Source organism: Saccharopolyspora sp. NPDC049426, from assembly GCF_040676935.1.
Taxonomy (GTDB): domain Bacteria; phylum Actinomycetota; class Actinomycetes; order Mycobacteriales; family Pseudonocardiaceae; genus Saccharopolyspora.
Genome location: NZ_JBFAPZ010000017.1, coordinates 61,519 through 85,603, shown reverse-complemented (window position 1 = coordinate 85,603; position 24,085 = coordinate 61,519). Strand labels below are relative to the sequence as shown.

Genomic DNA, 24,085 nt, shown 5'->3' with positions numbered 1-24,085 from the left:
TCGTTGCGTCTGTTTTCACTCGCGATCCGCAGTCAGATCCCGGCCCCGTGAGCGGGAACTGGCAGTCTTAGAGTGGAACCTGTTGGCACAACGAGGTGCCGTTAAGCGTGGAGCTGCCTGACATGACCTCGAATCCCGGACACGTGCAGACCGGAACGACCGGCGAGCAGTCCGAGAACCCCGAAACGGCCAAGCGGCGGTTGCTGGACCGAGCCGTCGAGTTCGCTCCCGAACTCGGCGAGCTGCTGCGCACCTACTACCGCCACGTCCCGGCCGAAGAGCTCGTCGACGACGACCCGAACGACCTGGTCGGAGCGCTCAGATCGCACCACCGGCTGGCTGCGAACCGCGCCGCCGGGCGTCCCCTGGTGCAGATCTTCAACCCGACCCTCGCCGAGCACGGCTGGCGGAGCCAGGCCACTGTCGTGCAGACGGTCACCGACGACATGCCGTACCTGGTGGACTCGCTGATCGCCGAGCTCGGCCGCGACAACGCCGACGTGCTGCGCGTCATCCACCCCATCGTCGTGGTCAGGCGCGACCTCGCCGGTGAGCTCCTGGAGGTGCTCCCGGAGGCCGACCCGTCCGATCCGCCCGCCGGTGCCATGGCGGAGAGCTGGATGTTCGTCGAGGTCGGGCAGGTCGTCGACAGCGAGCGCCTCGCGGCGCTCAAGCAGAACCTCGACGGCGTCCTCAACGACGTGCGCGAGGTCGTCGAGGACACCGAGCGGATGCACTCCTGCGTCCGCGCGCTGGCCGACGAGCTGGAGAAGAACCCGCCGCCGCTGCCGACCGAGGAGGTCGCCGACGGGGCCGGCCTGCTGCGGTGGCTCGCCGACGGGCACTTCACGTTCCTCGGGTACCGGCACTACGAGCTGGTCGAGGACGACGGCGAGGCGCTGCAGGCCGTGCTGGCCTCCGGGCTGGGCGTCCTGCGCAGCGACAGCATCGCCTCGCGAAGCCTGACCACCGGTCCGGACTCCAAGGCGCTGTCCAAGGAGCTGCTTGTGCTCACCCAGGCCGGTGCACCGTCCACAGTGCACCGTCCGGTCCACCCGTTCTACGTGGGCGTCAAGACCTTCGACGACTCCGGCCGGGTCAACGGCGAGCACCGCTTCCTCGGGCTGTTCACCACGACCGCGCTGCACGAGGACGTCCTCGACATCCCGTTCGTGGAACGCCGCGTGCGCGAAGTGATCCACCGCGCCGGTTTCCCGCTGGAGTCCTACTCGGGCCAGCGCATGCTGGAAGAGATCCAGAGCTACCCGCGCACCGAGCTGTTCTCCACGGACTTCGAGACCCTGCAGGAGACCCTCACCGGGGTGCTGGCGCTCGCCGAGCGCCGCAAGCTCAAGCCGTTCCTGCGGCGCGACCCCTACGGCCGGTTCTTCTCCTGCCTGGTCTACCTGCCGCGGGACCGCTACACCACCAGCTCGCGGCTGGCCATGCAGGAAGTGCTGCTCGACGAGCTCAGCGGCACCGGGCTGGAGTACAGCACGCGCGTGGGCGAATCCACGCTGGCGCGAGTGCACTTCGTGGTCCACACCGACCCCGAGGACCAGGTCGAGCCGAACCTCGCGCGCATCCAGCAGCGGCTCGACGAGGCCATCCACACCTGGGACGACCAGATGGTCGCCGAGGTCGACGCCGAGCGCTCCGGACGAGGAGCGGGCGGTGTGCCGGCCCGCGCGCTGTCGGAGGCCATCAGCCAGGCCGGTCAGGACTACGCGTCCGGGTTCCCGGAGGCCTACAAGGAGGACTTCAGCGCCGCCGAGGGCTTGCAGGACCTGCGCCGCCTGGAGTCGCTGAGCGGACCCGACGACCTGCGCATGTCGTTCTACGTGCCGCGCGACGCCAGCGCTGGTCAACGCCGCTTCAAGCTCTACGTCGGCGGCCGGGTCACGCTGTCCCGGGTGCTGCCGGTGCTGCAGAGCATGGGCGTGGAGGTCGTCGACGAGCGCCCCTACGAGCTGACGCTGGAGAACTCCGGCGACCGGTTCTACATCTACGACTTCGGGCTGCGGCTGGACCCCGGCCTGCTCGACAGCGCCGATCCGCAGCTGCTGGACTCGCTGCGGCAGCGCTTCGAGGACGCCTTCCGCGCGGTCTGGCTCGGTGACGCCGAGGTCGACCGGTTCAACGCGCTGGTGCTGCGGGCCGGGCTGAACTGGCGGCAGGCCGCGGTCCTGCGCGCCTACGCCAAGTACCTCCGCCAGGTCGGCATCGCCTACACGCAGGACTACATCGAGGACTCGATCCTCGCGCACCGCACCACCACGACCGCGCTGGTGCGGCTGTTCGAGGCCCGCTTCGACCCCGAGCTCGGCGAAGCCGACCGCAAGGCGCGCGAGACCGAGCTCACCGAGTCGGTCACCGCGCTGATCGACGAGGTCACCAGCCTCGACGTGGACCGGATCCTGCGCAACTACCTGAGCCTGATCCGGGCCACCCTGCGCACCAACTACTTCGTCGACGCCAGCGAGCGGGAGCGCCCGTTCCTGGCGTTCAAGCTGGAACCGCGCGAGATCCCCGGCCTGCCCGAGCCCCGGCCGCAGTTCGAGATCTTCGTGTACTCGCCGTGGGTCGAAGGCGTCCACCTGCGGTTCGGTTCCGTGGCGCGCGGTGGTCTGCGCTGGTCGGACCGCCCGCAGGACTTCCGCACCGAGATCCTGGGCCTGGTCAAGGCGCAGGCGGTGAAGAACGCGGTGATCGTGCCCGTCGGCGCCAAGGGCGGCTTCGTCGTCAAGCGCCCGCCGCTGGCCACCGGCGACCCGGCGGTGGACCGCAAGGCATCGCTGGACGAGGGCGTGGCCTGCTACCGGATGTTCATCTCCGGCCTGCTCGACCTCACCGACAACCTGGTCGGCGGGGAAGTGGCCCCGGCGCGGGGCGTGGTGCGCCACGACGCCGACGACACCTACCTGGTCGTCGCGGCCGACAAGGGAACGGCGACGTTCTCCGACATCGCCAACGACGTGGCCCAGTCCTACGGCTTCTGGCTCGGCGACGCCTTCGCCTCCGGCGGCTCGATCGGCTACGACCACAAGGCCATGGGCATCACCGCCAAGGGCGCCTGGGAGAGCGTGAAGCGGCACTTCCGCGAGCTCGACCTCGACACCCAGAGCGAGGAGTTCACGGTCGTCGGCGTCGGCGACATGGCCGGTGACGTGTTCGGCAACGGGATGCTGCTGTCCGAGCACATCCGGCTGGTGGCCGCGTTCAACCACATGCACGTCTTCATCGACCCGGAGCCCGACGCCGCCGTCTCCTTCGCCGAGCGGCGCAGGCTGTTCGAACTGCCGCGCTCGACCTGGGACGACTACGACCGCGGCAAGATCAGCGAGGGCGGCGGCGTGTGGTCGCGGTCGCTGAAGTCGATCCCGCTGAACCCGCAGATCCGGGCGGCGCTGGGCATCGACGAGTCGGTGAGCAAGCTGGCACCGGCCGAGCTGATCAAGCGAATCCTGCTGGCACCGGCCGACCTGCTGTGGAACGGCGGCATCGGCACCTACGTCAAGTCGGCCACCGAGACGCACGCCGAGGTCGGCGACAAGGCCAACGACGCCGTGCGCGTCAACGGTGGTGACCTGCGGGTCAAGGTCGTCGGCGAGGGCGGCAACCTCGGTCTGACCTCGCTGGGGCGCATCGAGTTCGCCCGCAACGACGGCAAGGTCAACACCGACGCGCTGGACAACTCCGCCGGTGTGGACTGCTCCGACCACGAGGTCAACATCAAGATCCTGCTGGACCAGCTGGTCACCGAAGGCAGGCTCACCGGTCAGCAGCGCAACGAGCTGCTCGGCGAGATGACCGACGAGGTCGGTGAGCTGGTGCTCACCGACAACCACCGGCAGAACGCGGTGCTGGGCATCTCGCGCGCGCACGCCGGCCCGATGCTGCCGGTGCACGCCCGGCAGGTCACCGCGCTGGAGCAGTCCGCGGGCCTGGACCGCGAGCTGGAGGCGCTGCCGACCAAGAAGGCGTTCCGCGACATGGAGAAGGCGGGCGACGGCCTGTCCTCGCCCGAGCTGGCGACGCTGATGGCGCACGTCAAGCTCCAGCTCAAGCGGGACGTGCTGGCCAGCGGTCTGCCCGACACCGAGTCGTTCGCCGAGCGGCTGCCGGAGTACTTCCCCCGGCCGCTGCGGGAGCGCTACGGCGACGCGATCTCCGCGCACCCGCTGCGCCGCGAGATCATCACGACCTTGCTGGTCAACGAGATGGTCGACGGTGCGGGCATCTCCTACGCCTACCGGTTGACCGAGGAGCTCAGCGCGTCGACCACCGACGTGGTGCGGGCGTTCGCGGTCGTCACCAACGTCTACGACCTGCGGCGGCTGTGGGCCGACATCGACGCCCTGGGCGGTTCGGTGCCCAGCGCGATCGCCGACGAGATGGTGCTGGAGAGCCGGCGCCTGCTCGACCGGGCGGCGCGGTGGATCCTCACCAACCGGCCGCAGCCGCTGGCCATCGGCGCCGAGATCGCCCGGTTCAGGCCGGTCGTCGCCGAGCTGACGCCGAGCGTGCGGGGACTATTGCGCGGACGCGCGGCCGAAGGCGTGACCGCGCAGATCGAGCGCTGGGTGGCCGCCGGTGTGCCGGATGCGCTGGCCGAGCGGGTCGCGGTGCTGCTCGACGCCTACGCGCTGCTGGACATCCGGGAGGTCGCCGAGCTCGGCGAACGCGACGCCGGGATCTCCGCGGAGCGCAGTCCGGCCGAGAGCGCCGAGCTCTACTACGCGCTGTGGGCGCACCTGGACGTCGAGCGGATGCTGATCGCGGTCAACGAGCTGGAACGCGGCAACAGGTGGCACGCGCTGGCTAGGCTGGCGCTGCGGGATGATTTCTACGCATCGCTGCGGGCGATCACCGTGGACGTCCTGCGGACCTCGGAGCCGGAGGAGAGCTCGGAGGAGAAGATCGCCAGGTGGGAGTCGACGAACGCCGCACGACTGGCGCGGGCCAACTCGTCGCTGGAGCAGATCGTGAGCTCCGGGCGGCTTGACCTGGCCACGCTGTCGGTGGCGGCGCGTCAGCTCCGCAGCATGGTCCGGTGACCATCGTGGTGGGTGGAGGTCGCACTCCACCCACCACGAACACGGCAGAGAGGAAAGGCCCAGTGGGCGCGTACGTAGCCGAGGTAGCCCTGCGCTGGTCCGACATGGACGCGTTCGGCCACGTCAACCACGCCAGGACGATCACGTTGCTGGAGGAGGCACGAGCCGATCTGCTGTTCACCGAAGCGGAGAAGCAGGGCCTGCTGGGCATGGCGGAGGGCATGGTGGTCGCCCGCGTCGTCATCGACTACCACGCGCCGCTGATGTACGCGGCCAAGTCGTTGCAGGTCCGGATGTCGGTGCGGGAGCTCAAGGCGGCCTCGTTCGTCATCGACTACACCGCGGTCGCGCAGGAAGCCGTGTGCACCGCCGAGACCCTGATGGTGCCCTACGACCTCCGCGCCGGACGGCCGCGCCGGCTGACCACCGCCGAGCGGGGTTTCCTGTCCGAGTGGCGGGCCGAGCAGTTGGAGGCAGGCCGTGCCTGAGCTCCGCATGCCCGACCGCGTCGAGCGCGACGACCTGGGCGCTTTCGTCGCCCGCGCCGTCCGGTTGGACAGCCAGTCCATGGTCCGGATGCGCAACCGCCCCGGAACCGACCGCATGGACGTGTGGGCGGCCACCCCGTTCGACGCGCTGTCCACCCGCTCGGTGGAGGGCTCGGTCGACCCGGCCGACCTGACGATCTCCGGCAACGAGCTGCTGGCCACGCTGACCGTCGCCGGCGGCGACGTGATGGATCCCGGCGCGCCCAAGGACCTCCTGTGGCGCTCGGAACTGCCCCCGCCCACCGGCTGGAAGCTCGTCGACGACCTCCCGGCCCGCTTGGTCGGCGAGGTCGCGGAGCGCGGCATCGACGTCGCCAAGGAGAACGTGGGCCCGAAGGGCACGCCCCCGGCGTCGCTGCTGGACCAGGAGGTCTTCTCCGTGCAGGGCTCCGGCCTCGACGTGAAGGTCCCGCTGCGCTGCCTGTTCGTTCTCTCCGGCATGGGGTTCCTCGTCAACGCCCCGGCGGAGGAGGAGATCGTCCGCGTCAGCGCCACCGACTCCTGGCTACGCCTCGACTCCCGCTTCGGCGCGGTGGTCCGCCGCCGCCACGCCCTCCTACCCCTCCTCCTCTGACCCCACCCCACGACGTCCGTCACCCCGAGAACGTCCATCACCCCGGAAACTGCGGTATTCGGCACCCTGATTACTGCGGTTTTCCGTGAGGCACCCCGATTACTGCGGTTTTCGGGGATCCGATTACTGCGGTATTCCGGGGGATGCAGTGACCACCGCCGGTTTCGGGAGTCTGATCACTGCGGTTTTCGGGTGGGGTGGGGTGTGGTGAACCAGCGGACGATGTCGCTGACCAGGGCTTCCAGCGGGCCTCGGCGGAAGAAGTGGCGCCAGGTGTAGGTGAAGGTGAACGTGAAGACCAGGAACACCTCAGGCATGAAGGTGTTCACGAACGCCGCGAGCCCCGTCGGTTGCTGACCGTCGCGCGGGAACCACGGCATGTTCGGGTCGTCCAGCGGCAGCGCCGGACCCATGCTCGCCAGGTGAGCCAGGTTCTCCGGGACGCCGCTCAGCGGCCAGCCACCGGTGACGATCTGCCAGGCCAGCGCCAGCGCGTGCGCCGCGTACAGCGTCAGCGCCATCGAACCGGCCTTGGCCAGTGGCGTCAGCGCTCGCCCGGTCCGGTCCGCCAGCTCCAGGCAGACGGCCAGGATGACCAGCGCGATCCCGCCCGACCCCAGCAGCTCGAAAGTCGTTCCGCTGTGCGCGTTGGCGGCCAGCAGCCACTCCGGGTGCCCGACCGGGATCGTGCCCTCCACCGGGCTCGGCGGGCCGACCGGCACCAGCTGGAACGACACCTGGTAGCCGATCAGCGACATCACGAGTCCGACCAGGCCGACCTGCAGCCGGATCCTCGCCGAGGTCAGGTCCATCCGCCCGACAGCCAGTCCCGCCAGCACCAGCGGCAGGTAGGACGCGGCGGGGTAGAACCCGAACAGCAGCAGGTCGAAGATGCCCTCTTCGGCGATCAGGTGCCCGGGATCGACGCTGTTGACCAGCGTCACGAGACCCGACATGGGCGTGTCGGCGGCGTTCCAGCCGCGCAGCACGAACGACAGCTGCGGCCCCAGCGCCGCGCTCACCGATGCCGCGATGATCAAACCGCGCGCCCGCAGCCGCAGGAACGGCACCGCCAGCAGGAAGTACTAGCCGTAGAACGGGATGATCACGGTCAGCAGGAAACCGGTCGCCTCGGTCGCCTTGGCCAGCGCCAGGCCGAGCGCCAGCAGCGCGCCCGCGCGCACCGCCACCCGCCGGCTCGCGTCGTGCAGCGCCCGGCCCGTCGGCGGCGTCGACCGCCCGGTCATCAGAGCCAGCGACACCCCGGCCAGGAACGTGAACAGCGCGGTCGACCGGCCGGAGAAGAACTGCGCCAGCCACACCTCGGGCCAGCCGCCCGCGAACGGCACGCCGAAGTGGATGCAGAACATGCCGAACACCGCCACGAAGCGGGCGACGTCCACGCCGACGAGGCGTCCCGATTTTCCGGTAGCTCGCGGCGCCCGAGGTGAAGTCCGTTCGGGCGCAACAGCAGTCATGACATCCGGGTGAGGTCGGGGACGTTGAGCGGAAATCTACCGACCGCTTCGACGCCCCCTGGAACCTGCCCGCGTTGGCGAGGTCCCGCTCACACCAGCCAGGCCGCGCTGCCCGGCGGCAACTCACCCGCGACCAACGGCCGAGAGCTCAGCAGCACCTCCCCGGGCGGCAGCGGAACGGGTTCGGCCGAGGTGTTCAACGCGCAGATCAGGCTGCTGCCGACGCGGCGGAACGCGAAGCAGTCCTCCGGGGCGCCGAACCACTCCACGTCGTCCCCGGTGAACGCCGGGTGCGTCGCCCGCATCTCCAAAGCGTGCCGGTACAGCGACAGCGTGGACTCCTCGTCCTCCAACTGCGCCTCGACGGTGAAGTGGACCCAGTCGTGCGGGATCGACGACCAGTCGGCCCGCGCCTCCGAGAACCCGAAGGGCCGCATCAGGCCCTCCCAGGGCATCCGGATCCGCTCGGTCCCCGGCAGACCCAGCTCCTCGCCGTGCCGCAGGCACACCGCTCCCGGCAGCGCCAGCTGCACCAGCGCCATCGCGCGCACCGGCGTCAACGCCGCGTGGTCGCGGATGCGCGTGCTGTCCCGGCTGGCCATCGCCCACGCGGGACGTGGGCCGCGGGAGTCCAGCACCGACGTGATCGCCTCGCGCACCGGACCCGCGGAGAACCCCGCCACCGCCAGGCCCAGCCCGAACAGCAGCTGCCAGTTGCCGGTTCCGCTGCCGATCACGATCCGGTCCGGGTAGTCGGCGAGCACCGCGCCGACCGCGTCCGCCGGGTCGTTGCGCGGCGCCAGGTGGAAGCCGTCGATCCCGTTGTCCAGCCACGGGCGCAGCACCGGACCGGGGTCGGTGCGCGAGGGATCGACGTCGATCGCCAGCAGCACCCGCAACCCGTTGCCGCGCGCCTCGCCCAGCAAGCGGGCCAGGGCGGGGGAGGCCGGATCCGAACCGGCCATGCCCGCCAGCACGATCACGTCCACGCCCAGCAGCTCCAGGTAACCGAGCCTGCCGCGAAGCCCGTCGAGGTCGCCGACCCCGTCACCATCGGCGTCGGCGAACGCGCCGACGTCGATCTGGTAGCACACCGCGTCGAACCACCACGGTCGCTCACCGAGGTAATCCTGCGTGCCCACCTGCTGCATCACCAGGTCCTTCGCTCCTCGATCGGGTCCGCCGGTCAGAACCACGAGTTGATCATGCTGTTGGCGGCCATCTCCAGGTACTGCCAGAGCTGGTCGCGGTGTTCGGGCTTCAACTTGGCCTCGTCCACGGCGATGCGCATGCAGCGCAGCCAGGCGTCGCGCTCGGCCGGACCGATCTTGAACGGTGCGTGCCTCATCCGCAGGCGGGGGTGTCCGCGCTGGTCGGAGTAGGTGTGGGGGCCGCCCCAGTACTGCATCAGGAACAGTCGCAGCCGCTCCTCGGCGGGCCCGAGGTCTTCCTCGGGGTAGAGCGGGCGCAGCAGCTCGTCCTTGGCCACCTCTTCGTAGAAGCGGGCGACGATCTGGTGGAAGGTGGCTTCGCCGCCGACCTGCTCGTAGAAACTCTCCACGGAAGTCACACTTCCATCCTCTCAGGTGGTGTTTCGCCGGTTTCAGTGGTCGGTCGGACGCGATCCGTCGCTGCCGCGCGGCGGGAACCGCTGGCCTCGAACAGATGCGGATCCCCCGGCCGATCGGTTCGGCGCGGGGGATCCTGCTGGTCAGTTCGTCGTGGAGATGGTGTCGGGGGGCAGCGGACGGCCGTTGGGGTACGGCGGCTCGATGGCCGAGTCGTCGTAGGCCCGCTTGACCTCCACCCGGAGCCTGCGCTGGACCGCCCACTGGCGGCCGGGGCGGACCTTCACCGTCAGCCGCAGGGTGACGGTGTCCGAGGTGATCTGGTCGACGCCCAGCATCTCCGGCGACTCCAGGACGTCGCTGGACAGCGGCTCCTTGGACGTCGCCTCCGTGGCGACCTTGCCCGCGACCTCGATGGCCTTCTGCACGTCGGAGTTGTGCGAGATCGGGAAGTCCACGACCGCGACCGCGAAGCCCTGCGACGAGTTGCCCACGCGCAGGACCTCGCCGTTGCGGACGTACCAGACGGTGCCGTTGATGTCGCGCAGCGTGGTGACCCGCAGGCCCACCGCCTCGACCGAACCGCTGGCCTCGCCCAGGTCGACGACGTCGCCGACGCCGTACTGGTCCTCGACCATCATGAACATGCCGGACAGGAAGTCCCGCACGAGGTTCTGCGCGCCGAAGGCGACGGCCACGCCCAGCACACCGGCCGAGGCCAGCACCGGGGCGATCTGCACGCCCAGCACCTGCAGGACGTAGATGATGGCCAGGCCGAAGATCAGGAACGAGGTCAGCGACTTCAGCACCGACCCGATGGTCTTGGCGCGCTGCCTGCGCCGCTCGGAGAGCAGCTCGTAGGTGAGGCTGTCACCGCGGCGCTCGCGCAGCGGTGAGAGCAGCTTCGGGGGCTTGCCGTTGCCGCGGGTGAGGCGGTTGATCGTCCGGTGCAGCAGCCAACGCGCGACGAAGGCTATGAGCAGCACCAGCACGATCTGCAGGGGCTTGGCGATGAGCAGGTCTGCGTAGGACGCCAGCCACGCGTTCTGGGTCCAGTCGAAGACCGCCTGGCACCAGCGTTCGTTCGGGTCGCACGTCGGCGGCTGGGATAAAAGCGGCAGATTCATGGGTACGGGGGTTTCTCCATGGGCTGTCGTTCATGGGGTCGCGCCGTGAGGCGTCGGGTACCGACCGGCCCGAGCGTCGTGCACGCCCCGCCGCGCACGATGATCGAAAACCGGTCGGGCAGAACCGAGTTCGGGGCTCAGTCCAACACGAGACCGGTTGCCTCCGCGAGGAAGGTGAGCTGGTCGGTCGTCAGCCCCACGGTACGTGACACCGAACGGGCGGCGTGCCCCACCTCGGTCTCCCGGCGGATCAGAATGGGCCTTTTGCCCGGATCCGAGCTGGTCGCGCGCTGCAGCGCCGCGCACATCTTGCGGGCGTGGTTGGGGTCCACGCGCGAGTCGGACTCGAAGACCGTGAACAGCACCGACGGGTAGGCCGTGTGCTCGGTCACGTTGTGGTACGGCGAGTAGGACAGCAGCCAGCCCAGCTCCTCCGGATCATCGGCCGTGCCGTACTCGTCGTTCCAGGTCCGGCCGAGCAGGAACCGCTCGTAGCGCACCATGTCCAGCAGCGGAGCCGAGCACACCACGGCTCGGTACAGCTCCGGCCGCTGCGTCAGCGCCGCGCCGACCAGCAGGCCGCCGTTGGAACCGCCCGAGATCGCCACCTGGTCCGAGGTCGTCCAGCCCTCGTCGATGAGGTGCTCAGCGGCGGCGTGGAAGTCGTCGAAGGTGTGCTGCTTCTGCTCGCGCATCCCGGCGACGTGCCACTCCTCGCCCTCCTCGCCGCCACCGCGCAGGGACGGCAGCGCCCACACGCCACCGGCCGCCACCCAGGTCAGCGCCGAGGGCATGTAGGCGGGCTCGCGGGACAGCGAGAACCCGCCGTAGCCGGTCAGAAACACCGGGCGCGGGCGGTCCAGCTCGGCGACCGGGGCCAGCACGAACATCCGCACCTCGGTGCCGTCGGCCGACCGGTAGGTGACCTGCCGGGTGTGCACCTCGGGTAGCTCGACCGCTCCCGGAGCGCTCGTCTCCAGGGCCACGTCGCCGGTGCTGCGGTCGTAGGCGTGCACGCACGGCGGGGTCGCGAAGTCGGTCCAGCCGATCCACAACCGGTCGTGGTGCTGCTCGGTGGCCGAGTCGACCGTGGTCAGGGCGGTGACCTGGCCCGTTCCGGGCAGCGCGATCTCACCGGTGCGCTCGCCCGTTGCCGGGTCGTGCAAGGTCAGCTCGGAGACGGCGTGCCGGGTGCGCAGCACGACCAGGCGCGGCTGATCACCGTCGAAGTAGCGGACCGCGTCGAGCACCGAATCGGGCTCCTCGCCGATCAGCTCGGTCCAGTTCTCCGGCTCCGGGGCCGCGGGGTCGGCCACGCACAGCCGCCAGCGCGGGGCGTCCTTCGTGGTCATCACGTACAGCCGGCCGTCGCGCTCCACCCAGGCGCCGACCCGGTAGCCGTCCGTGGTGTCCACGATCTGGCGCAGGCTCGGGGCCTCGGCGCCGTCGGAGAGGTCCGCGATCCACACCGAGTCGCGGCGGGCGGTGCCCATGCTGCCCTCGATGATCAGCCAGTGGCCGTCCCGGGAGACGTGCGTGCCGTAGTAGAAGGTGTGGTCCAGGCCCGTGCCGTGCACCAGCACGTCCTGCTCGGGATCGGTCCCCACGCGGTGCCGCCACACGCGGCGGTGGAACTGCTCCTCGCCCTCGGGCACCAGCTCCGGCGACAGCCGGCGGACGTAGAAGAACTCCTCGCCGCCGGGCATCCAGGAGATCGTCGAGTAGCGGCAGCGGTCGATCGGACCCTCGACCAGCTCGCCGGTGGCCACGTCCATGACGTGCAGCAACGACTCCTCGTCGCCACCCACCGAGATCTGGTAGGCTAGCCGGTCGCCCTCCAGGCTCGGCACCCAGCTGTCCAGCGTCGTCAGCCCCGACGGGTCGAGCTCGGTGACGTCCAGCAGCACCCGCTCGGTGCCGTCGGGCTCGCGCACGTGCAGCACGCCGAACTCCTGGCCCGGCTCGCGGCGAGTGAAGAACGCGCGTCCCGCGCGCCACAGCGGAGCGCCCACGGCACCCGCCGCCAGCAGCGACCGCATCCGCTCGGCGACCGACTCCCGGCCGGGCAGCGCGTCCAGCCAGGTGCGGGCGAGCTCGTTCTGAGCCGCCGACCACGCCTCGGTGCTCGGCGAGGAGGCGTCCTCCAGCCACCGGTACGGGTCGGCGACCTCGCGGCCGTGCAGTGTCTCCGCGATGTCCTCGCGAGCGGTGGCGGGATAGCTCAAGGGGGTTCGAACGTCGGTCACGATCGCGACAATACGTGCCGCGGAGGGGCGTGGAAGGGGGTCCGGCGGCGGTGCGGAGCCGATTCACCCGAGATGATCAACCGTTTTTCCGCTCGGCTGATCGACAATGGTGGACGAAGTGCCGGATAGGGAAGAGGAGCCTACGATGATCGCTCCACGGGGCGTTCACCTGCGAAAACGGGCGGCGTATCTTGCTCACCGGCGTGGCGTGTCGAATCACACGTGCGTTCGGGCCGGGTTCTGTGCTGAACTTTGCCCGACACCGGTGGAGGTGGTCGCGTGCCAGACCGACAACCGATCCGACAACCGGCGCTGAAGGCAACCGGCCTCGCGTCGCGGGCCCCGTTGTGCCCGACGAGCCGAGGCTCCGGGCCGCCGCAGGCGGATCGACCCCCTGGTCACGCCACCTCGTGGCGCAAACGTCGGGTCCTGCTGCTCAACACGACCTTCGAACCCCTCACCGCGCTCCCGCTGCGCCGAGCCATCGTGATGGTCGTCTGCGGCAAGGCCGAGGTGGTCCACGGCGACTCGGCCGGCATGACCCTGCACTCGGCGAGCGCCGAGGTCGAGATCCCGTCCGTGATCAGGTTGAGCAACTTCGTGCGCGTGCCGTACCGCGGCCGGGTTCCGCTGACCCGTGCCGCGTTGATGCTCCGGGACAGCCACCGGTGCGTCTACTGCGGCGCACGAGCCGAAACGATAGATCATGTTCTCCCGCGCAGTCGCGGGGGGCCGCACACGTGGGAGAACTGCGTCGCCTGCTGCACCAAGTGCAACCACCGCAAGGCCGACAAGACGCTGAGCGAGCTGGGCTGGCGGCTGCCAGTGGCCCCGCAGGCTCCGCGAGGCCGCCACTGGCGGTTGCTGGCGGGCCTGTCCGAGACCGACCCGCTGTGGTTGCCGTACCTGGGTGAGTCGGCGGCGTGATCCTCGCACCGGGCGCGTCCGCGGCGACGAGGATCAGCTGATCCGAACTCCGCGGGCGCGACCGCTGATGCGCACGCCATCGCGTCGCCCGCTGATCCGGACACCGTCGTCGAGGCCGCTGATGCGCACGCCGTCGCGCCGCCCACTGATGCGCACTCCGTCGCGCTTGCCGCTGATGCGGACACCGTCCCTGCGGCCGCTGATGCGGACACCGTCGTCGAGCCCGCTGATCCGGACTCCGTCCTGCTTACCGCTGATGCGGACACCGTCCTGCGTGCCGCTGATGCGCACGCCGTCGCGCCGCCCGCTGATCCGCACACCGTCGTCGAGCCCGCTGATCCGGACTCCGTCCTGCTTACCGCTGATGCGGACTCCGTCCTGCTTGCCGCTGATGCGGACACCGTCGTCGAGCCCGCTGATACGGACTCCGTCGCGGCGGTTGTTGCTGATGCGCACTCCGTGATCAGCGAGTGGCCGGCCGCTCATCGGAAGGGTGAGTTCGTTGGTCTGAGTGGCGGCTTCGATGATCGACATTGTGTGCCTCCCGCATACATAGGGTGGTTTGAGCGCATGTGATCAAATATGCAAGACCCATACAGGTGAAAAGCTATGATCAGAAACCGCTCAGAACAAGCCGCCAACCTGCCCCGCATTGCCCCCTTCCGGTCCGACTCCGTTCGGCCGCAAATATTGCCCCGAACGAGTTATAGAGGGTGATTTGAGTCACACGTTAGCCCTAATATCGGGCAGCAGGTGAAAATCCGGGGCGCTGAGCGCCTCGATGATCGTGAAAACCGGCTTCGCGGGCGACGCGAGCGAGCCCGCCGCTTCGGGCGAAATGCCGGGTGATCACCGCGCCGGGCGCGGCTCGTGGCCGAGGCGCCCGCGAGGACGCGCGCACGAAACCTTGGTCATCGGCTACCGTACTGGGCGTGACTGTCGTGGAGAGTGTGCTGTACCTGGCGGTGGTCCCAGCGGCCATCTATGGCGTGATCGTGCTCATCGCGATGTGGCCCAAGCTGTCCCGCGTGCGCTACGGCGCCGGGCAGGACTGGGACTTCGCCCCGGTGTTCTGGTCCGCCAACCCGCAGGGCGTGAACACCGCGGTGTCGGCGGACGGCGAAGGAGAGGTCGTGCCGGACGACGCACGGCCCGTCACGGCTCGGGGAGGCGCACGTGGCAACTGGTGAGATCGTGGGTCGGACTGCGGATGCCGACGAACTCGGCACAGGTGAGGCGCGCATGCCGACCGGCCGCGTGTCCGTGGCGCGACGCGTCGAGCCCGAGCGTCCGCGACTTCCCTTCAGCGCCGGTGAGCTCGCCCGGCTCGACGAGGCGATGGCGGTGGCCAGTCGCAGCACCGGGCTGGAGTTCGCCGTCTACCTCGGTGACCTCGGTGAGGACACCCGCAAGCAGGCCGAGGAGCTGCACGCCAACCTCGGCGCGCAGGCGTCCGAGGGCGTGCTGATCGCGGTGTCGCCGGGGCAGCGCAAGTTCGAGATCGTGACCGGGGAAGAGGCCCACCGCCGCATCCCGGACCGCACCTGCCAGCTGGCAGCGATGAGCATGGTCGCCTCCTTCAAGGAGGACGAGCTCATCGACGGACTCGTCAGCGCCGTCCGCATGCTCTCCGACGCGGCGGGCACCTCCTTCAAGAAGCCCGACCACTGATCACAGCGCCTGCGCCCGCTCCGCCTGGCGGGTGCGGGTTGCGAGGGTGGCCGCACAGCTCGTGGCCACGCCTCTCGCGGATCTCACGACGAAGCCGCCCCGGTCCATCTGGACCGGGGCGGCTTCGTCGTGAGATCAGGAGTTACGAGCGGTCGAACTCCCGGGCCGCGAGGGCGCGGACGATGCCCGCGCGGCCCTCGGAGACCAGCCGGCGCAGCGCGGCCGGGCGCTCACCGGCCAACCACTGGTCGGCGGCGGTGACGGTCTCGTCGGTGACCGCCCAGGACGGGAACAGCCCGATCACCGTCGGCTGAGCCCGCTCGCTGGAGCGGCGCTGCCAGACCTCGTCGATCGACTCGAAGTACCGCTGCACGTACGGCGCCAGCAGCTCGCGCTGGGCGGGGTGCTGGAACCCGGCGATGATCGAGTCGCTGACCGCGTTCGGCAGCTGGTCGTCGTGCACCGCGCGCTGCCACGCCTTCTCCTTCGAACCCGCGGTGGGGATCAAGGCGCGGGCCCGCTCGGCGCGGCGGCGTCCGGTCGCGGTCTGGTCGGACTCCAGCTCCGCGTCGATCTCCGCCTCACCGGCCGCGCCGTGCGCGACCAGGGCCTGCAGCAGGGCCCAGCGCAGGTCGGTGTCGACCGTCAGGCCCCGCAGCGGAGCGGAACCGTCGAGCCAGCCGCGCAACTCGGCGACCTGCTCGTCGGACAGCACCGAACCGGCCAGCGAGTTGACGAACGCCAGCTGGTGGTCCGAGCCCGGCTCGGCCGCGCGGGCCAGCTCGAACAGCCGCGAGCTGAACCGCCGCCAGCCCTCGGCCTGCCACGACGGGTCGACGTAGGAGTTCAGCGCGGTCTGCGTCTGCAGCAGGACCCGCTGGACCACGCCGATCTGGCTCTCCGCGCCGATGCCGCCCTCCGCCGAGGCGCCCAGCACCAGGGTCACGAAGTCGCGGGCCTTCAGCTCGGCCTCGCGGGTCATCTCCCACGCCGTCGACCAGCACAGCGCGCGCGGCAGCGACTCGTCGATGTCGCCGATCCGGTCCACCAGGGTGGCCAGCGACTCGGGGTCGAAGCGCAGCGAGCAGTAGGTCAGGTCGTCGTCGTTGACCAGCACGAGCTTCCCGCGGTGCACGCCGACCAGGTCCGGGACCTCGGTGACCTCGCCGGTGACGTCGAGCTCGACGCGGTGCTCGCGCACCAGCTTGCCGCCCTCGTCGTCGTAGACGCCGATCGCCAGGCGGTGCGTGCGCATCTCACCGGCACCGGGCCGGGCGCCGTTCTGCACCACCGAGAACTGGGTGAACCGGCCCTCGTCGTCGGTGCTGAAGCGCGGGCGCAGCATGTTCAGGCCGGTGGTCTCCAGCCACTGCGCGCTCCACCAGGACAGGTCCCGGCCGGACGCCCCTTCCAGCGCCTTGAGCAGGTCGTCGAGGGTGGCGTTGCCCCAGGCGTGCCGGTCGAAGTAGACCCGCAGCCCGGCCAGGAAGTTGTCCAGACCGACGTAGGCCACCAGCTGCTTGAGCACCGAGGCGCCCTTGGCGTAGGTGATGCCGTCGAAGTTGACCTCCACGGCCTGCAGGTCCGGGATGTCGGCGGCCACCGGGTGGGTGGAGGGTAGCTGGTCCTGGCGGTAGGCCCAGGACTTCTCGACGCTGGCGAAGGTCGTCCAGGCGGCGTCGTACTCGGTCGCGCCGACCTGCGCGAGGACGCTGGCCCAGGTCGCGAAGGACTCGTTGAGCCACAGGTCGTTCCACCAGCGCATGGTGACCAGGTCGCCGAACCACATGTGCGCCATCTCGTGCAGCACGGTCTCGGCGCGGCGCTCGTAGAGGTAGCCGGTGACCTTCGACCGGAAGACGTAGTCCTCGAGGAAGGTCACGCAGCCGGCGTTCTCCATCGCGCCCGCGTTGAACTCCGGCACGAAGCACTGGTCGTACTTGCCGAACGGGTAGGGGACTCCGAAAGCCTTGTGGTAGAAGCCGAATCCCTGCTTGGTCTCGGTGAACAGGCGCTCGGCGTCGAGGTGTTCGGCCAGCGAGGCGCGGCAGTAGATCCCCAGCGGGATCGCCTCCTGCCCGTCCTCGCCGGGGAAGGTGTCGCGCCACTCGGCGTAGGGACCGGCGACCAGCGCCACCAGGTAGGTGGACATCGGCCGGGTGGTGTCGAAGGTGTGGCGCTTGCCCGCACCGGTCTCGGTGACCTGGCCGGCGGCGTTGGAGATGACCTTCCAGTCGCCGGGGGCGTCCACCGTGATCTGGTAGGTCGCCTTCAGGTCGGGCTGGTCGAAGCAGGTGAACATCCGCTTCGCATCGGCGGTTTCGAACTGGCTGTAGAGGTAGACCGCGCCGTCGACCGGGTCGATGAAGCGGTGCAGACCTTCGCCGGTGTTGGTGTAGGCGCAGTCGGCGCGCACCACGAGTTCGTTCTCGGCGGCCAGGCCCGGCAGGCGGATTCCGGTGGACTCGTCGTAGTCGGAGACGTCGAGCTCGACACCGTTGAGCACCGCGCCGTGCACCTTGTCGGCCACCAGGTCGATCCAGGTGTCGGCGCCGGTCTGGTTGCTGCGGAAGCGAACCGTGGTCGTGGAGCCGAAGGTCTCCACTTCCACACCGCCCGCGCCGGCGGAGAGGTCCAGTTCGATCACATAGGACTGGACCTCCAGCAGCGCGGCGCGCTGCTCGGCCTGTTCGCGGGTGAGGTTCGGCGGTGCCACGGATCACCTCGTAGTTCGTAGGGGATGGATCATGGCCGGTTGCTGCCCGGCGCAGGCATCAAATCACGTCCGGGCGGACGCGCGCTGCCGGGCAGGCACCTCCGCGATCATCGGCGTGTCGGCCTGATCGGGAAGACAAACGGCCGTACCGGGGTTACTACTCCTAGACGTGGTGCCGCGCGCAGGCACCTGGACGATTTCGACTGATGGAGGCACGGATGACCACCGCTGCCCGCCCACGGGTGGACTTCTACTTCGACCCGCTGTGCCCGTTCGCCTGGGTTTCCTCGCGCTGGATCCTGGAGGTCGACAAGGTTCGCGACATCGACCTGAACTTCCGGGTCATGAGCCTGTCGGTGCTCAACGAGGGGCGTGACCTGCCCGAGCAGTACCTCGACCTGATGGAGCGGGGCTGGGGACCGGTGCGCGTCTGCATCGCCGCGGCCAAGCACCACGGCGACGAGGTCCTCGCTCCGCTGTACACGGCCTTGGGCACCCGGATCCACGACCAGGGGATCAAGGACTTCACCGAGGCCATCGAGGGCGCCCTGGCCGAGGTCGGCCTGCCCGCCGAGCTCGCCGAGGCCGCCACCAGCACCGAGTACGACGACGAGCTGCGCGCCAGCCACCACGCGGGCATGGACCCGGTCGGTGACGAGGTGGGCACGCCCACCCTGCACGTCGACGGCGTCGCCTTCTTCGGGCCGGTGATCACCCGCGTTCCCAAGGGCGAGGAAGCCGCGAAGATCTTCGACGGCGCGGTCGCGATGGCCAGCTACCCGTACTTCTTCGAGCTCAAGCGCAGCCGCACCGAAAACCCGCAGTTCGACTACTGATCCTCCACTTTCGGGAAAATTCCGACTGTTCCCAGAATTTTCCCGAAAGGGCGCTTTGACCTGCGGTGATACCTCGCGGTCAGTTTTTCCCGATCATCACGGTTCATGACCGTCCACAGAGGCCGAAGCCGCCGGGAGACGGCTTCGGCCCCCGGGACGGCTCAGGTCCGCTGCAAGCCGGACATGACCTCGGCGACCGGGCGGTCGTCGCGCAGGTCCCACAACGACGCGACGATCTCGGCGGCGCGGTCCGCTCCCACCGCCCGCCCGGCGTTGCCGGTGAACTTGGCGGCGAGCTCGTCGGCCGACAGCGGTCGCTGCGGCCCGCCCCGGTTCTCCCGGACGCGCTCGGTCACCACGGTGCCGTCGGTGAGCTCGGCGGTGAGCACCGCCGGGAACTGGCGCGGGAAGCCGGCGGTCGCCTCCTCGTCGGCGACGACCCGCACCCGCCCGGCGAGGTCCAGCCGCGCGGGATCGGCCGCGGCGGCGTCGGTGAAGTCCTCGTGGAACACCCCCAGCCCGCCGCCACCGAGCAGCGCCGCCGCCACGGTGTAGGGCCCGGAGAACGCCGCGTGGTACCCGGAGCGGGGCCGCCGCTTCTCCTCGGCGGGCTCGGCGATCGTGCGCAGCACGGGGGCGGGAACCCCGAGCACCAGCTCGCGGACCTGGTCGGCGGTCACCCCGCGCTCGCGCAGCCGCAGCGCCGCGTCCACGCCCGCGTGCGTGAAGTGGTTGCACGGGTAGGGCTTGAAGAACACCCCGGGCGTCTCCCACTGCTCGCCGAGACCGTCGGTGACCCGCTCGGGGTGCGTCCGCTCACCGCAGAACGCGCGCAGGAAGCCGAAGCGGCCCTCCACGACCGTCGGTGGCCCGGTCAGGCCGTGCCGAGCCAGGTCGGCGGCGGCCACGCCCGCGTGCGCGGCCCAGCCGCAGTGCACCCGCTTGATCGTGCCGCCGGTGCGGTTGGCCTCGATGACCCCGGCGCCCATGCTCGCGGCGATGCCGATGACCGAGGTCAGCTGCTCGGCGTCGAGTCCCTGCAGCATCCCCGAGGCGACGGCCGCGCCCACGGCGCCGCAGATCGCGGTCGCGTGCTGGCCGTGCTCGAAGAACACCGAGTTGCCCAGCTCCTCGTCGTAGCCGGCCATGCCCAGCCGGCAGGTCACCTCGATGCCCATCGCGGCCGCTGCCAGCAGTGCCTTCCCGCCTGCGCCGGTGCGCTCGGCGGTGGCCAGCGCCGCCGGGACGACGGCCGCCGAGGGGTGCAGCACGGAGGGCAGGTGCGTGTCGTCGAAGTCCAGGCTGTGCGCCAGCGTGCCGTTGACCAGTGCCGCCGAGGGGGCTGGAAGTCGTTGCGCCAGGCCGATTCCGGTCGCCTGCGGCGCGCCGCCCCACTCGGTGGCGACCGCGCCCGCGATGCGAGCCGGTTCCTCGCGAGTGGCGGCGAGGGAGTTGCCGACGACGTCCACGATCCGCCGGACCAGGTCGTCGGCCAGCCGGTCGTCGACGCCGTCGGCGATCAACTTCGCGCCGACCTCGCCGATCCGCTGCGCGGGGGTGCTCATGCCGGAACCACCGCCAGCGGGCGCACCGGGGCTCCGGTGGCGCCGACGATCCGCAGCGGGGCGAACACGGCGAGGAACTCGCCGAGACCGGCTTCGGAGGCGTCTTCGCACGCCATGTGCTCGACGATGTGGATGCCGCTGTCGACCAGCAGCACGCGGTGCACCGGGAGCACCCGGTGACCGGCTCCGGCCGGGATCTGCTCGTAGGCGGTGGTGTCGGAGCCGGTCGCGACGATCCGCCGCTCGGCCAGCCAGTTCGCGCCGTCCACGGTCATGCCGGGAACGCCGGTCTCCTTGCCGACGTAGGCCTGCGGGTCGCCGAACAGGCGGCCCCAGCCGGTGCGCACCACGGCGATGTCGCCGGGGCCGGGCTCCGCTCCGGCTCGTTCCACGGCCTGCTCCAGGTCGTCGGCGGTCACGCCGTAACCGGGTTCGAGGACGTCCACCCCGTGCGCGGCGGCGACGTCGAGGAACACGCCCCGGGTGACCATCGGCGGGATGGTCTCCGCGCCGTGCACGGTGTGCTTGCCCCCGCGCTGGGCCTCGGCGGCGTCGACCCCGCCGTGCAGCAGCCCGTCGTGGCTGACGTGGGCCAGCGCGTCGACGTGGGTGCCGGTGTGCCCACCGGTGACGATGACCTCGTTGGACGCCGAGCCGCCGTCCGGGCGGACCGCGTCGCCGTGGCGGCGTTCCAGCGTCATCCGGAACCCGGGGTGGTTCGGCGAGCCCGCCATCCCGGTGTAGAGGGGGTGTCCGAGCTCGATCACCCGGGTCCCGGCGCGGACGGCGTCGAGCAGGTCGGGGCCTGCGGAGGTGGTGGTCACGAGTTGCTCCTTCCCGGCCGTGCACCGGCCGGTTCGTCGTGATCGTGCGGGGAGTCGCCGAGCGCGTCGGCGAGCTCGGTCACCCAGCGGGCACCGGCGACGACGGCCGGGTCGACGAAGCGACCGCGGTCGTCGACCCACGCCGCGGAGTCACCCGCGACGTCGAGCGCGTCGAGCAGAGCGCGGGCCCGCTCGACCTCGTCGCGGTCCGGGGTGAAGGCGTGGTGCACCGGGTCGATCTGCCCCGGGTGGATCACCGAGCGGCCGAAGAACCCCGCGTCGCGCAACGCGGTGCTGTCCTCGGCGAGCCCGGTGCGGTCGGACAGGTCGGTCCAGACGCTGGCGATCGGGCTGGGCAGCCCGGCCGCGCGGTTCGCGGCGACGATGCGGGCGCGGGCCCACGACAGCTCGCGGCGGTCGCGGATCCGCAGGTCGGCGGCCAGATCCGTCTCACCGGGGGAGGCACCGGCGACCAGCGGGTGGCATTCGGCCAGGTCGAACGCCTCGCGCAGCCCCCGCGCGCTCTCGATCAGCAGGTGCAGCGGGAGGCCGGTCCGCTCGGCCAGCGCCGCGACGGCCGCCGGGTCCTCGGCCTTGGGGACCCGCAGACCCGCGGCGCCGCTGCCGGTCAGCGCCGAGGCGTCGTCGTCGGACCAGTCGGTGCCCGCGCCGTTGACGCGGACCCAGACCTGCTCCGGCCGGGAACGGCAGGTCTCCACGGCCGTGTCCCTCGCCCGCTGCTTCTGCGCGGGCGGTACCGAGTCCTCCAGGTCCACGACGACCGCGTCGGCCGGTCCCGCGAGCGCCTTGGCGACGAGCTCCGGGCGGTGCCCGGGGACGTAGAGCCAGCTCCTGGCCAGGCCGATGGTGGTCACAGCACCCCCTGGGCGCGCAGCTGTTCCAGTTCCTCGGCGTCGACGCCGAGCCCGGCCAGGACCTCGGCGGTGTGCGCGCCCAGCTTCGGGCCAGTGGTGCGGACCGATCCGGGGGTGTCCGACAGCCGGAACGGTGTGTTCTGGAAGCGGACAGGGCCGAGCTCGTCGTCGTCGATGGTCACGATGCTGCCCAGGGCGTTGAAGTGCGGGTCGGCGAGCACGTCGGCGGCGGTGTAGATCGGCGCCACCGCCGCTTCTGCCTTCTCGAAGGCCTCGACGACCTCGTCCCGGTCCCGGGCGGCGATCCAGGACCCGACGGCCGCGTCGAGTTCCTCGACGTGCTCCGCCCGGCTCGCGCCGCTGGCGAACCACGGTTCGTCGATCAGCTCGGGTGCTCCGACCAGCCGCATCACGCGTTCGGCGATGGAGTGGGCGCTGGTGGACACGGCCACCCACTGGCCGTCGGCGCACTGGTAGGTGTTGCGCGGGGCGTTGTTGGTGGAGCGGTTGCCGGTGCGCGGCTGCAGGATCCCGAGCTGGTCGTAGGCGATCAGCCCCGGTCCGAGCAGGTGCAGCAGCGGTTCGATGATCGCGGTGTCGAGGACCTGCCCGCGGCCGGTGGTCTCGCGGGCGCGCAGCGCGGTCATGATGCCGAACGCCGTGGTCAACGCGGCGACGCCGTCGGCGAGCCCGAACGGCGGCAGGGTGGGCGGGCCGTCGGGATCGCCGGTCATGGCGGCGAACCCGCTCATCGCCTCGGCGAGAGTCCCGAAGCCGGGGCGGCTCGAGTACGGCCCGGTCTGCCCGAAGCCCGTCACCCGCGCCAGCACCAGCCGCGGGTTGCGGGCCGACAGCTCCTCCCAGCCGAGCCCCCAGCGCTCCAGCGTTCCGGGCCGGAAGTTCTCGATCACCACGTCGGCGTCGGCGGCGAGGTCGAGGAACAGCTCCCGCCCGCGCGGAGTGGACAGCACCAGCGTGATCGCTCGCTTGTTGCGGGCCAGCATCTTCCACCAGAGCCCGACGCCGTCCTTCTGCGCGCCGTGGGTGCGGGCCGGGTCGCCGCGCGGGTGCTCGATCTTGATCACCTCGGCCCCGTGGTCGCCGAGCAGGGTGGCGGCCAGCGGGCCCGCGAACAGGGTGGAGGCGTCGAGGACCTTCAGGCCCCCCAGCGCAGCCGGGTGGTCGTGGCTCATCGTGTCCTTCCGGTGGGGGTGGGGACGGCGCGCGCGGGTGCGGTGCCGCCGAGGCGAGCGGTGATCCGGTCGGCGGTCTCGATCAGTTCGGGCGCGGTGGCGGAGACGAACTCCGCGGTGACCCGGAATCGCGGTCCGCACACCGAGACCGCGCCGACCAGCCCGCCGGGCCCGAACACGGGCACGGCGACCGAACCGGCGTCGCCCTGGCGCTCACCGGCGGAGGCCGCGTAGCCGCGCTCGCGGATCCGGTCGAGCTCGGCCCGCAGCGCGTCCGGATCGGTCGGGGTGGCGGGGGTGAGCGCGGTGAGCTCGCCGGCCAGCAGCCGGTCGACCTCGTCGGGGTCGGAGTGGGCGAGCATGCACTTGCCGGACGAGCCCGCGTGCAGCGGGAATCGCCTGCCGAGCTCCACCGACATGGTGATCTCGTGGTTGCCCACGACCTGGTCGAGGTAGACGCGGCCCCCGTGCACCTTCGCGCTGATCGTGACCGTCTCGTGCAGGCGGTCGCGCAGCTCGGCCAGGAACGGCAGGGCCGCCGCTCGCAGGTCGGAGTCGCGCAGCGCCCGGCTGCCCAGCGCCGCCGCCGCGGGCCCGAGCCGGTACTCGCGGCTCTCCGGGTCGTAGGCGATGAGGTTCCGGCTGGTCAGAGACTGCAGGATGCGGTGCACGACCGCCTTGGACAGGCCCAGCTCCCGGGACACCCGGCTCACGCCGAGGGTGGGAGGCCCGTAGGTGAACAACAGCAGGACGTCCGCCACCCGCTCGGTGGCTCCGGTCCCGCCGCTCGACTCCGACACGCGATCCTCCTCGTGCTGATGCATGTACCGCTAGACGGAACAAGATTGTGGGTCGCTGCTGCGAGTGTCAAGGAATTTAC

At 70.8% G+C, this 24,085-nt stretch carries 20 protein-coding genes; 7 read left to right on the top strand and 13 right to left on the bottom strand.

Annotated elements, in window-relative coordinates:
- The first annotated feature begins 122 nt into the window (after positions 1–122).
- From AB0J78_RS29275 to AB0J78_RS29265, 3 genes are all read left to right on the top strand, one after another.
- Entirely contained in the window at positions 123–5,057 is a 4,935-nt protein-coding gene (locus tag AB0J78_RS29275) for an NAD-glutamate dehydrogenase (protein ID WP_363794659.1), read from the top strand.
- A gap of 62 nt (positions 5,058–5,119) precedes the next feature.
- On the top strand, positions 5,120–5,545 hold the full coding sequence (locus AB0J78_RS29270) for a thioesterase family protein (RefSeq protein WP_363794562.1): 426 nt from the start codon (positions 5,120–5,122) through the stop codon (positions 5,543–5,545).
- On the top strand, positions 5,538–6,179 hold the full coding sequence (locus AB0J78_RS29265; protein ID WP_363794560.1) for a hypothetical protein: 642 nt from the start codon (positions 5,538–5,540) through the stop codon (positions 6,177–6,179). The genes AB0J78_RS29270 and AB0J78_RS29265 overlap by 8 nt, the downstream gene beginning before the upstream one ends.
- Before the next feature lie 176 nt (positions 6,180–6,355).
- On the opposite strand, the gene AB0J78_RS29260 is transcribed toward AB0J78_RS29265, so the two are convergent.
- From AB0J78_RS29260 to AB0J78_RS29235, 6 genes are all read right to left on the bottom strand, one after another.
- Complete coding sequence (locus tag AB0J78_RS29260; RefSeq protein WP_363794558.1) at positions 6,356–7,249, bottom strand: hypothetical protein; 894 nt, start codon at positions 7,247–7,249, stop codon at positions 6,356–6,358.
- A 15-nt stretch (positions 7,250–7,264) separates the two neighbouring features.
- Positions 7,265–7,582, bottom strand: a complete 318-nt coding sequence (locus AB0J78_RS29255; protein ID WP_363794556.1) for a heparan-alpha-glucosaminide N-acetyltransferase domain-containing protein — start codon at positions 7,580–7,582, stop codon at positions 7,265–7,267.
- Between the two features lie 164 nt (positions 7,583–7,746).
- Complete coding sequence (locus AB0J78_RS29250; RefSeq protein WP_363794554.1) at positions 7,747–8,853, bottom strand: DUF3459 domain-containing protein; 1,107 nt, start codon at positions 8,851–8,853, stop codon at positions 7,747–7,749.
- A complete protein-coding gene (locus AB0J78_RS29245) occupies positions 8,844–9,227 on the bottom strand; it encodes a globin (protein ID WP_145743535.1) in 384 nt (127 codons plus the stop codon). Before AB0J78_RS29245 ends, AB0J78_RS29250 begins: the two co-directional genes overlap by 10 nt.
- Positions 9,228–9,368: 141 nt before the next feature.
- Entirely contained in the window at positions 9,369–10,352 is a 984-nt protein-coding gene (locus tag AB0J78_RS29240; RefSeq protein ID WP_363794551.1) for a mechanosensitive ion channel family protein, read from the bottom strand.
- A 137-nt stretch (positions 10,353–10,489) separates the two neighbouring features.
- Complete coding sequence (locus AB0J78_RS29235; RefSeq protein ID WP_363794549.1) at positions 10,490–12,598, bottom strand: prolyl oligopeptidase family serine peptidase; 2,109 nt, start codon at positions 12,596–12,598, stop codon at positions 10,490–10,492.
- Positions 12,599–12,877: 279 nt separating this feature from the next.
- Between AB0J78_RS29235 and AB0J78_RS29230 the strand changes: the two genes are divergently transcribed.
- Positions 12,878–13,525, top strand: coding sequence for an HNH endonuclease (locus AB0J78_RS29230; RefSeq protein WP_363794547.1), 648 nt, complete (start codon positions 12,878–12,880; stop codon positions 13,523–13,525).
- A 33-nt stretch (positions 13,526–13,558) separates the two neighbouring features.
- On the opposite strand, the gene AB0J78_RS29225 is transcribed toward AB0J78_RS29230, so the two are convergent.
- On the bottom strand, positions 13,559–14,059 hold the full coding sequence (locus tag AB0J78_RS29225; RefSeq protein WP_363794545.1) for a hypothetical protein: 501 nt from the start codon (positions 14,057–14,059) through the stop codon (positions 13,559–13,561).
- Positions 14,060–14,457: 398 nt separating this feature from the next.
- On the opposite strand from AB0J78_RS29225, the gene AB0J78_RS29220 reads away from it, so the two are divergent.
- On the top strand, positions 14,458–14,715 hold the full coding sequence (locus tag AB0J78_RS29220; RefSeq protein ID WP_363794543.1) for a hypothetical protein: 258 nt from the start codon (positions 14,458–14,460) through the stop codon (positions 14,713–14,715).
- A complete protein-coding gene (locus tag AB0J78_RS29215) occupies positions 14,702–15,196 on the top strand; it encodes a DUF5130 family protein (protein ID WP_363794541.1) in 495 nt (164 codons plus the stop codon). The genes AB0J78_RS29220 and AB0J78_RS29215 overlap by 14 nt, the downstream gene beginning before the upstream one ends.
- Before the next feature lie 142 nt (positions 15,197–15,338).
- Here the strand turns inward: AB0J78_RS29215 and pepN are convergent, their stop codons facing one another.
- Complete coding sequence (pepN, locus tag AB0J78_RS29210) at positions 15,339–17,912, bottom strand: aminopeptidase N (protein ID WP_363794539.1); 2,574 nt, start codon at positions 17,910–17,912, stop codon at positions 15,339–15,341.
- A 218-nt stretch (positions 17,913–18,130) separates the two neighbouring features.
- On the opposite strand from pepN, the gene AB0J78_RS29205 reads away from it, so the two are divergent.
- Positions 18,131–18,748 (top strand): disulfide bond formation protein DsbA, encoded by a 618-nt coding sequence (locus AB0J78_RS29205; RefSeq protein ID WP_363794537.1) that lies wholly within the window; start codon positions 18,131–18,133, stop codon positions 18,746–18,748.
- Positions 18,749–18,909: 161 nt separating this feature from the next.
- Here the strand turns inward: AB0J78_RS29205 and AB0J78_RS29200 are convergent, their stop codons facing one another.
- From AB0J78_RS29200 to AB0J78_RS29180, 5 genes are read right to left on the bottom strand one after another with little or no spacing between them, the layout of a single operon-like run.
- Positions 18,910–20,313: an MmgE/PrpD family protein gene (locus tag AB0J78_RS29200; RefSeq protein WP_363794535.1), complete on the bottom strand. Its 1,404-nt coding sequence runs from the start codon at positions 20,311–20,313 to the stop codon at positions 18,910–18,912.
- Positions 20,310–21,137 carry a cyclase family protein gene (locus AB0J78_RS29195; protein ID WP_363794533.1) on the bottom strand — a complete coding sequence of 276 codons (828 nt, stop codon included), beginning with the start codon at positions 21,135–21,137 and terminating at the stop codon, positions 20,310–20,312. The genes AB0J78_RS29200 and AB0J78_RS29195 overlap by 4 nt, the downstream gene beginning before the upstream one ends.
- On the bottom strand, positions 21,134–22,012 hold the full coding sequence (locus AB0J78_RS29190; RefSeq protein ID WP_363794531.1) for a CoA ester lyase: 879 nt from the start codon (positions 22,010–22,012) through the stop codon (positions 21,134–21,136). Before AB0J78_RS29190 ends, AB0J78_RS29195 begins: the two co-directional genes overlap by 4 nt.
- Positions 22,009–23,205, bottom strand: coding sequence for a CoA transferase (locus tag AB0J78_RS29185; protein ID WP_363794529.1), 1,197 nt, complete (start codon positions 23,203–23,205; stop codon positions 22,009–22,011). The genes AB0J78_RS29190 and AB0J78_RS29185 overlap by 4 nt, the downstream gene beginning before the upstream one ends.
- Positions 23,202–24,005 carry an IclR family transcriptional regulator gene (locus AB0J78_RS29180; RefSeq protein WP_363794527.1) on the bottom strand — a complete coding sequence of 268 codons (804 nt, stop codon included), beginning with the start codon at positions 24,003–24,005 and terminating at the stop codon, positions 23,202–23,204. Before AB0J78_RS29180 ends, AB0J78_RS29185 begins: the two co-directional genes overlap by 4 nt.
- Positions 24,006–24,085 lie beyond the last annotated feature (80 nt).

Excerpts from the sequence above, each read along its gene's own strand:
- AB0J78_RS29200 (WP_363794535.1), bottom strand. The coding sequence starts at position 20,313 with ATGAGCACCCCCGCGCAGCGGATCGGCGAGGTCGGCGCGAAGTTGATC.
- AB0J78_RS29275 (WP_363794659.1), top strand. The coding sequence starts at position 123 with ATGACCTCGAATCCCGGACACGTGCAGACCGGAACGACCGGCGAGCAG.
- AB0J78_RS29240 (WP_363794551.1), bottom strand. The coding sequence starts at position 10,352 with ATGAATCTGCCGCTTTTATCCCAGCCGCCGACGTGCGACCCGAACGAA.
- AB0J78_RS29225 (WP_363794545.1), bottom strand. The coding sequence starts at position 14,059 with ATGTCGATCATCGAAGCCGCCACTCAGACCAACGAACTCACCCTTCCG.
- AB0J78_RS29185 (WP_363794529.1), bottom strand. The coding sequence starts at position 23,205 with ATGAGCCACGACCACCCGGCTGCGCTGGGGGGCCTGAAGGTCCTCGAC.
- AB0J78_RS29205 (WP_363794537.1), top strand. The coding sequence starts at position 18,131 with ATGACCACCGCTGCCCGCCCACGGGTGGACTTCTACTTCGACCCGCTG.